Source organism: Mesorhizobium atlanticum, from assembly GCF_003289965.1.
Taxonomy (GTDB): Bacteria; Pseudomonadota; Alphaproteobacteria; order Rhizobiales; family Rhizobiaceae; genus Mesorhizobium; species Mesorhizobium atlanticum.
This window is the reverse complement of the sequence record NZ_QMBQ01000001.1, coordinates 749,174-760,844: the sequence shown is the minus strand read 5'-3', so window position 1 is coordinate 760,844 and position 11,671 is coordinate 749,174. Positions and strand designations below refer to the sequence as shown.

General features: G+C 64.5%; 9 protein-coding genes. 1 reads left to right on the top strand and 8 read right to left on the bottom strand.

All coding sequences use genetic code 11. The annotated features are described in order from the left end of the window. Positions 1–19 precede the first annotated feature (19 nt). The 5 genes from DPM35_RS04000 to DPM35_RS03980 all read right to left on the bottom strand — a co-directional run bounded on the left by DPM35_RS04000 (position 20) and on the right by DPM35_RS03980 (position 5,805). Positions 20–1,684, bottom strand: a complete 1,665-nt coding sequence (locus tag DPM35_RS04000; protein WP_112125990.1) for an ABC transporter substrate-binding protein — start codon at positions 1,682–1,684, stop codon at positions 20–22. Positions 1,685–1,926: 242 nt separating this feature from the next. Then, positions 1,927–3,111 (bottom strand): mandelate racemase/muconate lactonizing enzyme family protein, encoded by a 1,185-nt coding sequence (locus DPM35_RS03995; protein WP_112125989.1) that lies wholly within the window; start codon positions 3,109–3,111, stop codon positions 1,927–1,929. Position 3,112: 1 nt separating this feature from the next. Next, positions 3,113–4,216 carry a mandelate racemase/muconate lactonizing enzyme family protein gene (locus DPM35_RS03990; RefSeq protein ID WP_112125988.1) on the bottom strand — a complete coding sequence of 368 codons (1,104 nt, stop codon included), beginning with the start codon at positions 4,214–4,216 and terminating at the stop codon, positions 3,113–3,115. A 15-nt stretch (positions 4,217–4,231) separates the two neighbouring features. Further along, the gene (locus DPM35_RS03985; RefSeq protein WP_112125987.1) at positions 4,232–4,921 is read right to left on the bottom strand and encodes a GntR family transcriptional regulator; all 690 of its coding nucleotides are present in this window, start codon (positions 4,919–4,921) and stop codon (positions 4,232–4,234) included. 92 nt (positions 4,922–5,013) lie between these two features. Then, positions 5,014–5,805: a HalD/BesD family halogenase gene (locus DPM35_RS03980; RefSeq protein ID WP_245431417.1), complete on the bottom strand. Its 792-nt coding sequence runs from the start codon at positions 5,803–5,805 to the stop codon at positions 5,014–5,016. 128 nt (positions 5,806–5,933) lie between these two features. Between DPM35_RS03980 and DPM35_RS03975 the strand changes: the two genes are divergently transcribed. Continuing rightward, the gene (locus DPM35_RS03975) at positions 5,934–6,827 is read left to right on the top strand and encodes a LysR substrate-binding domain-containing protein (protein WP_245431416.1); all 894 of its coding nucleotides are present in this window, start codon (positions 5,934–5,936) and stop codon (positions 6,825–6,827) included. Positions 6,828–6,911: 84 nt separating this feature from the next. Here the strand turns inward: DPM35_RS03975 and DPM35_RS03970 are convergent, their stop codons facing one another. Genes DPM35_RS03970 through DPM35_RS03960 form a run of 3 tightly spaced genes read right to left on the bottom strand, consistent with a single transcriptional unit; the run spans position 6,912 to position 11,585 of the window. Then, positions 6,912–8,060: an efflux RND transporter periplasmic adaptor subunit gene (locus DPM35_RS03970; protein WP_112125985.1), complete on the bottom strand. Its 1,149-nt coding sequence runs from the start codon at positions 8,058–8,060 to the stop codon at positions 6,912–6,914. Between the two features lie 34 nt (positions 8,061–8,094). Next, positions 8,095–11,292: an efflux RND transporter permease subunit gene (locus DPM35_RS03965; RefSeq protein WP_112125984.1), complete on the bottom strand. Its 3,198-nt coding sequence runs from the start codon at positions 11,290–11,292 to the stop codon at positions 8,095–8,097. Beyond that, entirely contained in the window at positions 11,286–11,585 is a 300-nt protein-coding gene (locus tag DPM35_RS03960) for a hypothetical protein (RefSeq protein WP_245431415.1), read from the bottom strand. The genes DPM35_RS03965 and DPM35_RS03960 overlap by 7 nt, the downstream gene beginning before the upstream one ends. Positions 11,586–11,671 lie beyond the last annotated feature (86 nt).

Here is an 11,671-nt window from a genome sequence, read left to right as displayed (position 1 = left end):
GGAAAAGCTTGTTCGCTCGTCAGGCCTTCGACGCCTTGTCGAGGAACAGCTGCGACATGGCGGTGGGCTGCACACCCGTCACGCCTTTCGCCGTCGCCGTCAGGTAGTCGTAGAAATAGCCGAAGATCACAGGCGTTTCCTCGAGCAGCAGCTTCTGGATCTTGCCCGCGGTGGCCTTCTGCGCCTCGAGGTCGAGGGCCGCGATGTAGCTGGTCGCCAGCTGATCGTAGTCCTTGTTCTTGAAATGCGCGGCGTTCCAGGTGCCGTCGCTCTTCAAGGGCGCGGCGAGATAGACGTTCGGCACGCCGCGATGGCCGTAGTCGGTGATGCCCATCACGGAATCCAGCCAGTTCGACTTGCCGAACACCGCGTCGCCGTAATAGGCGCCCTGGTCGAGGATGTTGAGCTCAAGCTCGATGCCGATCTCCTTGACCCAGTTCTGGATGAGCTGGGCGTATTCCGGGATTTCCAGATAGCGCTCCGTGGTCAGCGTCACCTTGAAGCCCTTGCCGGCGCCGGCGGCCTCCATCAGCTGCTTGGCCTGCGCGATGTCCTGCTCGCGCTGCGGCACGCTCGGGTCGGTCGACGGATAGACGCTGGCGAACGGGCTGTCGTTGCCCTCCTGGGCGCGTCCCTTCATCAGGCCGGCGACGAGCTTCTTGCGGTCGATGCTGAGCGCGATCGCGCGGCGCACGCGGGGATCCTTGAACGGATCGGCATCGCACTGCATGTGCAACTGCTGATGCGCCACCGACTTGAGGCTGATGATGTCGACATTCGGATCGTTGAGCAGGCCGACGCCGGCCAGCACCGGCATCTGGTTGATGATGTCGATCTGGCCGCCCTGCAGCGCCAGGATCTGCGGCTGGATGTCGGTGAAGAAAGTGAACTCGGTGCGATCGGGCAAGGCTTTATCGCCCCAGTAGTCGTCGTTGCGCACGAAGGAGGCGCCGACCTTGGGCGTATACTTCTCGAGCTTGAACGGACCGGTGCCGTCGAAGCTCTGCTCATAGCCGCCCTTGTAGCTCGCCGGGATGATGACGGCGTTGTAGTTGTCGGACGACACCATGTAGGGGAAGTTGCCGTTCGGCGCATCGAGATGGAATTCGACGGTGTAATCGTCGACCTTCTTGGTGTTGCCCTTCTGCAGGATGCCGGTGAACACCGACAGCGCGTTGGACGAATTGGCCGGATCGGCGAGCCGGTCGATGCTGGCCACCACGTCGTCGGCCTTCATCTCGCCGCCCGAGTGGAACTTGACGCCCTTGCGCAGCGTGAAGGTCCACACCGTGCCGTCGGCATTCGGCTTCCAGCTTTCCGCCAGCGCCGGCTTCAGCACCAGGTCCGGACCGTCGACGCAAAGGAACTCGGCCACTTGCTGCATAACGACAAGGCCGCCGGCATCGGCGATGGTGACGGGATCGATCGCCGCGGCCGGCACGCTGCTGCCGACGCGGATGGTGCCGCCGGCAGCACCTGCGGCGCGCGCGAGCGAGGGCGCGGCGCCGAAGCCGGCGGCCATGCCGATGCGGCCGAGCAGCGGCAGCGACAGGCCGAGCAGGCTGCCATGGCGCACGAATTCGCGGCGGCTGATGCGGCCGTCGATCAGGCCGTCAATGAGATGGTTTTCGAGTGGCGTGCGGCCACGCCGCAGCAGATCGAGAATGCGATAATTCTTGCTCATGGGTCTGAGCCCTTTCCCCAGTTTGTTGTGGTTGGCGAGTGCCATCAAATTGACCAGTGCCGTGGAGTTCTCCTGTTCCCGGCTCTCGTCAGTATCGGTCGACGTACAGTAGCATGCGGTTCCGACCGGTCCATCCGCTGGTTGGGACGGAAAAGTCAGATTTTCTTGATGAATTGTCTGTCGGCCAGGCGACTTGTGACCGCCCTTTTCTCGATAAGTTCTGCTAGCTTTTCGTCATCCTCCTAGTTCAGCGGCAATCGGCGGTAGGTCCCGGGCTTTTCCGGGTCGTGATATTTGTTGCAGGGGCCGTTTTCGACGAAATCGCGATGGCAGGCGGCAAGCCTTTCTTGCGACAGGGTGACCGCGAGGCCGTGGCCCTCGGGCACCCGCACGGTGTTGTTCTTCGGCGCGAACGGGCCTTCCTCGATGATGTCCATCGGCTGCATGCGAAACAGCGACTGGTTGGGTTCCCTGATCCAGCCGAGCGCCGCGCACAGATGCAGGTAGCAGGCGCTGCCGATGCCGGTGTCGCCGCTGTAACACCAGTAATCGATGCCGGCATGCTCGCAAGCACCGACGAAGCGCAGCATGCGGTTGATGCCGCCATGCGCCGTCGGATTGCCGACGAAGGCGTCCGGCACCTTCAGTTCCATGGCGCGGGCGATGTCGATGTTGTGAGTAGAGAACGGGATCGAGGTGTGACGACGCAGTTCCCGCATCTCCTCGATCGTCGCCACCGGGTCCTCCCAGTTGCGCACGCCTAGCTCTTCCAGCGGCCGCGCCAGCTGTCTGGCGGTCGCCAGCGAATAGGCTTGGTTGGAATCGATGCGGATCATGGCGCTGTCGCCGAGCTTCCTGCGGATCAGCTCGACCATCTTCATCGAGACCTTCGGGTCCTGCGTCGAGAACTTGCCCTCGAAGAAGGTGGTGCCGTGGCGCTCGTGGAGTTCGACGCAGTAGTCGGCGACTTCTTCCGGCGTCTTCTCGCCCTTCACCTTGGCTCCATCGCCGCGCAGCGCGAAATAGTCGGTGAAGGGGACGTCCTTGCGCACCGCGCCGCCGAGCAGTTGATAGAGCGGCTGCTTCCACGCTTTGCCGCGCAGGTCCCACAGTGCCATCTCGACGGCGCCGAAAGCCATGATGCGGGTGCGGTCGTTGATCGACTGCACGCCGCTCCAGAAGGGCAGGCAGACTTCCTCCGCGCCGGCGATGTCGAAGGCGTCGCGGCCCAAGAGTCTCGGCGCCAGCACGTCGTTGATGACGGCCGCCGCACCTGGCGTCGGCGCCTCGCCGATGCCGACAAGCCCGTCCTCGGTCTCGACCTCGACGATGGTCGGCGAGAAGCCGTCGAGCTCGCCGAAGACCCAGACGTAAGGCGCTTCCAGCCGGTAGTTGATCGGGGTTGCCTTGACGCGCCTGATCTTCATGTCAGCCAATCTCGAAGAAGGGTTCGCCGAGCAGGCTGGGATCCACGTCGATGCCGAGGCCGGGGCCGTCGGGAATGCCCATATGGCTGCCGGTCACCGGCGGCGCGTTCCTGGCAGTGCGCACCGTCACCCATTCGTGGAAGGCGATGGCGTGCAGCCGGCGCTCCGCCGGCGTCGACAGCGACAGATGCGCCATGGCGGCGGTATCGATCTCGGCGCCGCCGGTGTCTTCCACCGTGATCATGAAGCCGAGATCCACCGCGACGTCGCGGATCAGCCGTGTCTGGGTCACGCCGCCCAGCCGCGAGATCTTCAGCGTCAGCCCGTCGGCGACGCCCCTGCGATGGATTTCCAGCATCTCGCCCAACGAGGTGACGGATTCGTCCAGCACCATCGGCTTGTCCAGCATGCGGCGTACCGACATGTTCTCATCGAGCGTCGTGCAGGGCTGCTCGAAGGTGTAGTCGATGCCGCGCGTCGCGTCGGCGAACTGGCGCGCCTGATAGGGCGTCCAGCCGGCATTGGCGTCGCAGAAGATCACTGTGCCTTTCGGCACCGCCGAGGCCACCGTCGTCACCCGCTCGATGTCGTCATGCACATTGCCGCCGACCTTGACCTGCAGGCGGCGGCAGCCTTCGGCGATGATCCGCTTGGCCAAAGCCGCCATCTGATCGAGCGTGCCGTGGGTGACGACCCGATAGGTCTCCGCCATGTCGCTCTCGCGGCCGCCGAGCATGGTCACCAGCGGCACATCGGCCGCGCGAGCGGCGAGATCCCAGCAGGCCATGTCGAGCGCCGATTTGATGTAGGGGTGGCCCTTGAACACCGTGTCCATCAGCCGGCCGATGCCGGCCAGACCGCGCGGATCCTGACCGATGAGATGCGGCGCGATTTCCGGTACGCCCGCGCGCGCTCCCGCCGGGAAGGCGGCCGAGTAGAAATTGCCGAGCGGCGCCATCTCGCCCCAGCCGGTCACGCCGCTGTCCGACGTGATGGCGACGATCACCGCGTCGAAACAGTCGGCGACGCGTCCCTTGGACATGCGGTAAGGCCCGTCCACGAAGGGCTGGACGACATGGTAGGCCTTGATGCTCTTGATCTTCACTTTGCCGTCCGTCTGTCAGTTCTTCGATGCGCGCTTTTCGAGGCCGCGCGCATAGCCAAGCAGCTCCTCGAAATCGAGGTCGATATGCTCGCGCGCATGGCGCTGGGCGGCGCGCATGTCGGCACCCTTGAGCAGTGCCACATAGGTTTCGTGCACGTCCTCGGCCGGCACCGGTTCGTTGCGCGCGCGCTGATGCAGGGCGAAGTACATCTGCAGCCGGCTGGTCAGCCGCTGCCAGGTCTCCAGAAGCACCGAATTGTCGGCCCACTCGTAGATCAGCCCATGCAGCTGCAGCGCGGTCTCGATCTGGCGCGTGGTGTCGAGCGCCCGCGTGGCCTGCTTCACCGCCTCGTGGCGGCGGTCGAGCTCGTCGAAAAAGCGCTGGTCTCGCTGCGGCCAGGCAAGTTCGATGGCGAATTCATCGAGCACCTTGTTGAGCGAATAGGCGTCGATGATGTCCTTGGCGGTGACGTCGATGACGAAGGTCCCGGCATAGGGGATGCTGGTCAGGATGCCCTCCTGCACCAGCTCGCGCATTGCCTCGCGCAGCGGCGCGCGGCTGACCCGCATCTGCTCCGAAATCCTGAGCTCATTGAGCTTCTGCCCCGGTTCCAGCTGTCCGGTCAGGATAGCGCGCCTGAGCAGGGCGACGATCTCCGCCCTGCGCGTCGTATCCGCGATCGGACTGAAATCCAGCTTTGCCATAGGTCGACTCCCGGGAGGAATTTCTGCAAGACAAGCAGATTGTCGACAATCTAACAAGAGCCGATTTCCAATTCCGGATTAAACTGGCAACCTCAAGCCGCGCGGCCGTAGAAGCCGATACGCTCCTCATCGGTGAACATCACGCCGGGACGTTCGTAGTAGGAGAACACCGCGATCATGCGCTCTCGATTGCCCTCGACGGTGGTGACACGGTGCGCGGTGTTCTTGCCGCGGAAGACGTTCAGCGTTCCGGCCTTGATGCGCAGGATCTTTGCCTCGGGGTCCCGCCCTTCGAGCAGTTTGGCGACGCCGTCATAGTTCGGGTCGTCGTCCGAGCGCAGGTCGGTGCGGTATTCGAAATCGCCGCCGACCTCGGGCGCTTGCAGCAACAGCGTCGTGGTGAATTCCGAGCGGTCGAAATGCCAGTTGAGCGCTTCGCCGGCGCGGTAACCCATGACGTTGGCGCGGGCGAGCGGGTCCTGCATGACATGCAATTGCGGCTTGTCCATCGTCGCCGCCAGGAACCGCACCAGCGGCTCGTATTCGTAGATCGAAAGAACGGTGCTGCCCGGGATCTGGTCTGCGCAGACCGTATGGCTGATCGTCTCGACCTTGCGCAGCGCCGGATGGTCGGGCGCCAACTCGGGGATCGACGGCTTGAAGTAGATGTTGTGCATGCGCTTGTGGACATGCGAATTCGTGTCCATCACCGGCCGGATCTCGGCGACGGCCTTGTCGGCGATGCCGGGGCGCAGAAACCCTTCGAGGTTAAACATGCCGTTTGCCGCCAGCGCGGCCTTGGACTCGTCCACCAGGCGCTGCCATTCAGGGCTGCCCTCGCGGTTCAGTGGATAGCGGTCCAGGTCGAGAATGTCTTCGATCATTGCGTCCTCCAAAATCTGAGTTCACTACACCGCAAGGAAAACTTTGCCGCAACGCGGAAAATTGTTAGGCTCCGCCAAGAAAATCTTTCGGGGGCACAAACGTGGAAAAGCTTCCACCATTGAATGCGATGAGGGCTTTCGAGGTCGCGGCCCGCGCCGGCTCCTTCACGCTTGCCGCTACCGAGCTCGGCGTGTCATCGGCCGCGGTCAGCCAGCAGATACGCAATCTCGAAGATTGGTTCGGCAAGCAGCTCTTCGTGCGCAACGGCAACCGCATCGCGCTGACCGATGCCGGTCATGCCATCTATCCGCAGACGGCGCGGGCGCTGGGCGAGATCGCGGCGGTCGGCCGGCGCATGCTGGAAGGCGGCCTGCGCACGCGCCTCGTGGTGAGCGTGCCGTTCTCCCTGGCCGAGTTGTGGTTGGCGCCAAGGCTTGCGGTGCTGCTCGACGGTTTTCCGCAAATGGCGATCGATGTCCGGGTCGAGGACGATCCCGTCGATGTGGTGCGCCAGAACATCGACCTGCGCATCTCCTATGGCGATTATCACTATCCGGCGCTGAAGATGGTGCGGCTCGTCCATGACGAGGTGCTGCCGGTGGCGGCCTCCGAGTTCTGGCAGCGCTACGGCCAAGGTGCCAGCTTGGCCGATATGCACGAGAGCCATTTCATCCACACCAACTGGGGGCCGAACTACGCCTCGCATCCGAGCTGGGCGGACTGGTTCGCCGCCGCCGGCGGCAGCCGCGCGCCCGACCCATCGCATGGCCGGCGCGTCGGCCTGTCCAGCCTGGCGATCGGCGCGGCGCGGCTGGGGCTTGGGATAGCTCTGGGGCAGAAGGTGATGGCGAACGCGGATCTCGAAGCCGGCCGTTTGATCGCGCTGTCTTCCGTCTCCGTCCGCTTGGGCCAGCCCTACTGTGCCTTCATGCTGCCGGCCAAGGCCGAACGCGCTGACATTGCCGGCCTGGTCGAATTGCTTGCAGGCAATCCTGCGAAGCCGCACGCAAAGCCGGCGTAGGGAGCCGTCTGGAACCCCCTAGCAAAACGGCGCCCTCGACGTGGGTGTCGAGGGCACCGTCGGACCGGAAACTGATGGGGGTTATCAGCTGGCCGGTTTCGGTTGCGGCAAGGGAGAAACCGGCATTCCGGGTCCGATCTTCTGCAGATTGCCCGTGATCACCTGGTCGGTCTCTGAGATGCCGGAGGTCACGGAAATCAGGTCGCCATCGGTGGGCCCGAGCGACACCAGCTTCTGGTCGACCGTGTTGCCCTTGCCGATGACATAGAGGTACTTGCCGAGCTGGCTGGAGCCCAGCGCCACCTGCGGCACCATCAGCGTGTTGGGCTGTTCCTTCACATGCAGCCGCACCCGCACATATTGCCCCGGCAGCAGCGTGAACTTGGCGTTGCCGATCGTGGCGCGCGCCGTGATCGTGCCGGTCGAGTGGTCGATCGTGTTGTCGATGAAGGTCAGCTCGCCCTTCTGGCTGGGCTGGGTCTCGCCGGGCAGGAGCACGTCGACGGCGATCGGACCATTGGCCTTCGCCTGCTCGATCTGCACGAGGTCGGTCTCGCTCGGATTGAAGGTCACATAGATGGGGTCGAGCTGGACCAGCGTGTTGAGCACCGTGCCGGCGACGCTGACCAGCGTGCCGACCGAGGCCTGGTTGCGGCCGATGCGGCCTGAAAACGGCGCCTTGATCTCGGCATAGCCGAGGTTGAGCTCGGCCGTCCGCACCGCCGCCTGGTCGACGGCAAGGGCGGCCTGGGCCGTGCGCAGATTACTGGTGCGCTGGTCGAAGCTGTCCTTGTCCAGATAGCCGGCCTTGGCGAGATCGGTGCCGCGGCCGAGATTGGACTTTGCATATTCGAGCGTCGCGGTATCGCGCTGCACCTGCGCCTTCGCCTGGTCGAGCGCGGCTTGATAGTCGTCGGGCGCGATGCGGTAGAGCATGTCTCCCTGCTTGACGTCGCTGCCGTCGGCCGCGGTCTGCTCCTGCAGATAGCCCGGCACGCGCGCCTGCAGCGTGATGCTGCGGATCGGCTCGACCCGCGCGGCGTAGTCGAGATAGATCGGCAGCGTCTTCTTCACGACGTTCACCACCGGCACCGGCATGACGAAGGCCGCCGGGGCGGGCGCTGCACCCGCCGTGCCGTTGCCGAGATAGCCCGGATTCAGCAGGTGGACGCTTGCCACCGAGATCGCGCCAAGCGCAACGGCCGTTCCTAAAGCGATTTTCCATTTACGCATTTTGGTCTCCAATCCTATTCGGCCGCCTGACGAGCTATTCAGCCGCCTGGGCGAGCGGCTGAAGCGCCGGCTCGGCGGTCGGTTCAATGTCTTGCTGCTGAGGGGCGTCGTGGTGTCCCTTGGCTGGTTCTTTTTCGCCGCGCTCGCGCAGCTGTTCGATCACCGCGTAGAAGACCGGCACGAAGACCAGCGACAGGATGGTCGCTGCCACCATGCCGCCGAAAACGGTGGTGCCGATCGACTGCCGGCTGGCGGCGCCCGCGCCGGTCGCGAACATCAGCGGCAGCACGCCGAGGATGAAGGCGAAGGCGGTCATCAGGATCGGCCGCAGCCTCAGCCTTGCCGCCTCCATCGCCGCTTCGACGATGGTCAGCCCTTCCTCGCGCCGGCGTCTGGCGAACTCGACGATCAGGATCGCGTTCTTGGCCGCGAGGCCGATCAGCATGACGAAGCCGATCTGCGAGTAGACGTCGATCTGCATGCCGCGCAGCAGCAGCACCACGAAGGCGCCGAACAGGGCGAGCGGCACCGCGAGCAGCACCATGAAGGGCATCGCCCAGCTTTCATACTGCGCCGCCAGGATCAGGAAGACGAAGACGATCGCCAGCCCGAACACGACCGAGGCGATCGATCCGGCCTTGAGCTCCTGGAAGGTGATGCCGGTCCATTCGTAGCCGAAGTCGCGCGGCAGCACGTTGGCCGCCGCCCGCTCCATGGCCGCCACCGCCTGTCCGGACGAGAAGCCGGGTGCGGCGCCGCCATTGATCAGGGCCGAGGCATTGTTGTTGTAATGCGGCACGGTCTCCGGTCCGACGATCGGCACAAGCTTGCCCAGCGTGCTCAGCGGCACCATGCCGCCCGAGGCGTTGCGCACATAGAGCCTTGAGATGTCGGTGGCGTCAGCGCGCGCGTCCTTGTCGGCCTGGATGGTCACGCGGAAGGTTCGGCCGAACAGGTTGAAGTCGTTGACGTAGAGCGAGCCGAGATAGATCTGCAGCGTGTTGAAGACGTCAGGCAGGTTGAGGCCGAGAAGCTTCGCCTTGCTGCGGTCGAGGTCGTAGTTGAACTGCGGCGTCGAGGTCGAGAAGGACGAGAACAGCTGCTGCGGGTTGAGCTCCGGCTGCTTGCGGGCTTCCGCAATCAGCGCCTGCGTCACGTCGTTCAGCGCCGCACTGCCGCGGCCCGAAAGGTCCTCCACCTGGAACTCGAAACCACCGGTGGTGCCGAGGCCCGGGATCGACGGCGGATCGAACGACAGCGCGAAGGCCTCCGGGATCTGCAACAGCTTGTTGCGCACCTGGGCGACGAGCTTCGAAGCGTTCTGATCGGGGCCGCGTTGGTCCCATGGCTTCAGGATGGCGAATTCCACGGCCGAGTTCGACTGCGCGGCGCTGGTCAGGAAGTTCAGGCCGCTGATCGAGCCGACGATGTCGACGCCGGGCGTGTTCTGCAGGATGTCGCGCGCCTTCTGCGCCACCGCGTCGGTACGCTCAAGCGAAGCCCCATCCGGCAGCTGGATGACGACGAAGAAATAGCCCTGGTCCTCGACGGGAAGGAAGGTCGAAGGCAATTTCTGCCAGACGAAAAAGGTGGCGACGAGGCCGGCCGCGAACAGGCCGAGCATGATCCAGCGCAGCTTGATCAGGATGCGCACGCCATGCGCATAGGCATGCGACAGCCAGTCGAAGCCGGCGTTGAACCAGCGGAACAGCACGAACTGGGTTTCGCCGCGATGGCGCAGGAAGGCGGCGCTCAGCGCAGGCGACAGCGTCAGCGAGTTGAAGGCCGAGATGCCGACCGAGATCGCTACTGTCAGTGCGAACTGGTTGTAGAGCCGGCCGGAAACGCCAGGGATGAAAGCGACGGGGACGAACACCGCCATCAGCACCGCCGTGGTGGCGATGATCGGCCCGGTCACCTCGGCCATCGCCGCGCGCGTCGCGGCGAGCGGCTTGAGCCCGGCCTCCAGCTGCCGCTCGACATTCTCCACCACCACGATCGCGTCGTCGACGACGAGGCCGATCGCCAGCACCATGCCGAGCAGGGAGAGCATGTTCAGCGAGAAGCCCAGCATGTACATGATCGCCAGGGTCGCGATCAGCGACACGGGGATGGCGATGGTCGGGATGATGGTGGTGCGCCAGCTCTGCAGGAAGATGAACACCACCGCCACGACCAGCACCAGCGCTTCGCCGAGCGTGATCAGCACGTCATGCATCGAGGCCGACACGAAGCGTGTCGTGTCGTAGTGCATGGCGTAACTGACGCCCTTCGGGAAACGCTGCGACAGCTCCTGCATCTTATCCTTGACCCGCTGCTGCAGGTCGAGCGCGTTGGAGCCGGGCATCTGGTAGACGGCGAGCACCACGGTGGGGTCCTTGCCGAAGAAAGCGGACGACGAATATTGCAGCGCGCCGAGCTCGATGCGGGCGACGTCGCGCAGCCGCACGAGCGAGCCGCTCTGCGAGTTCGCGCGCACGACAATGTCGCCGAATTCCTTGGGGTCGCTGAGACGGCCGACCGCGTTGACCTGCATTTCGAAGGCGGTGCCGGCAGGCGCCGGCGACTGGCCGATCTTGCCGGCGGCGACCTGCACGTTCTGCTCGGCGATGGCGTTCTGCACGTCGACCGCGGTGATGCCGAGATTGGCCAGCTTGTCCGGGTCGAGCCAGACGCGCATCGAATAACGGCGCTCGCCGAAGATCTGCACGTCGCCGACGCCGGGCAGGCGCTTCAGCGGATCGACCACCTGCAGATAGGCAAGGTTGCTCAACGCCACCGGATCGACCGAGCCGTCCGGTGAGGTCAGGTCGACGATCAGCACGAAATTGGGGTTCTGCTTCTTGATCGTCACGCCGCCCTGGTTGACGATTGCCGGCAGGGAGGACGCCGCTTGGCTGACGCGATTCTGCACGTCGACGGCCGCCGTGCTCAGCGGATAGCCGACGTCGAAGGTGATGGTGATAGTCGACGAGCCGTCATTCGAGCTCGTCGACGACATGTAGGTCATGCCCTGCACGCCGTTGATCTGCTGCTCGAGCGGCGTGGTGACCGTATCGGCCACGACCTGTGCGCTGGCGCCGGGATAGTGGGCGCTGACCACGACCTGCGGCGGCGTGATGTCGGGAAACTGCGAGACCGGCAGAAGGAAATAAGCGATCGCGCCGGCGAGCACCATGATGATGGCGATCGCTGACGCGAAGATCGGGCGGTGGACGAAGAAGTTTACCATGATGCGGACGCCTCGCCGAAGGGCTTTGCGAAATGGCGCAGGCGCCGGGCCCGGCCGGAGCCGGAATCCTGCAGGAAGGATGGCAGGACTTCATCGTCCGGCGCCTGTTCCGCCGCGCGCTGGCGCAGCATCCGCTCGAAGGCTTTGGGGTCGATCCCGTCCGCCTTCATCACCAGCCGGATCATCGGATCCCGGACGGCTTCGTCGATCGTCAGGTCTTTGCGCTTTTGCATAGGAGTGGCTCCTTGCCCGTCCCGCATCGGTTGATCACGGGCCGCTTTCTCTTTTTTCACCGGCCGAAGCCGCATGACAGGCTGTTTTTTCGTCCTATCTCACTCTGGCAGGCTATCGGTGGGCCTTGTCGTTTGACGGGGAGTGA

Coding starts and splice junctions, on each gene's coding strand:
- DPM35_RS04000 (WP_112125990.1), bottom strand. CDS start 1,684: ATGAGCAAGAATTATCGCATTCTCGATCTGCTGCGGCGTGGCCGCACG.
- DPM35_RS03995 (WP_112125989.1), bottom strand. CDS start 3,111: ATGAAGATCAGGCGCGTCAAGGCAACCCCGATCAACTACCGGCTGGAA.
- DPM35_RS03985 (WP_112125987.1), bottom strand. CDS start 4,921: ATGGCAAAGCTGGATTTCAGTCCGATCGCGGATACGACGCGCAGGGCG.
- DPM35_RS03980 (WP_245431417.1), bottom strand. CDS start 5,805: ATGATCGAAGACATTCTCGACCTGGACCGCTATCCACTGAACCGCGAG.
- DPM35_RS03975 (WP_245431416.1), top strand. CDS start 5,934: ATGAGGGCTTTCGAGGTCGCGGCCCGCGCCGGCTCCTTCACGCTTGCC.
- DPM35_RS03970 (WP_112125985.1), bottom strand. CDS start 8,060: ATGCGTAAATGGAAAATCGCTTTAGGAACGGCCGTTGCGCTTGGCGCG.
- DPM35_RS03965 (WP_112125984.1), bottom strand. CDS start 11,292: ATGGTAAACTTCTTCGTCCACCGCCCGATCTTCGCGTCAGCGATCGCC.